This is a genomic window from Pseudomonas sp. SIMBA_067, assembly GCF_046534675.1.
Taxonomy (GTDB): Bacteria; Pseudomonadota; Gammaproteobacteria; order Pseudomonadales; family Pseudomonadaceae; genus Aquipseudomonas; species Aquipseudomonas putida.
This window is the reverse complement of sequence record NZ_JAWRYH010000779.1, coordinates 1-258: the sequence shown is the minus strand read 5'-3', so window position 1 is coordinate 258 and position 258 is coordinate 1. Positions and strand designations below refer to the sequence as shown.

The window sequence follows — 258 nt, the reverse complement described above, 5'->3', positions numbered from 1 at the left end:
AACGTTTTGGTGGTCAAGTGCTTGCTAAAAAAGCAGGTCTTGGAGATAAGCCTTCAGTACAGGACGTAATTGGTCCGGTAAAAATAATGCTTGATGCATTCTCTGAAGGTAAAATTGACCGTTTATTCCTGGTATATAACAACTTTGTTAATACCATGAAGCAAGAGCCAATAGTAGATCAGTTACTCCCTTTGCCAAAAGCTGAAGAAGAAGTATCTACACATGCGTGGGATTACTTATATGAACCAAACCCAGAGG

The 258-nt window shown here is 39.5% G+C and carries 1 protein-coding gene; it reads left to right on the top strand.

Annotated elements, in window-relative coordinates; all coding sequences use genetic code 11:
* Positions 1-258 (top strand): F0F1 ATP synthase subunit gamma (locus SB765_RS31305; protein WP_410932718.1); only part of this gene is annotated, 258 nt, incomplete at both ends.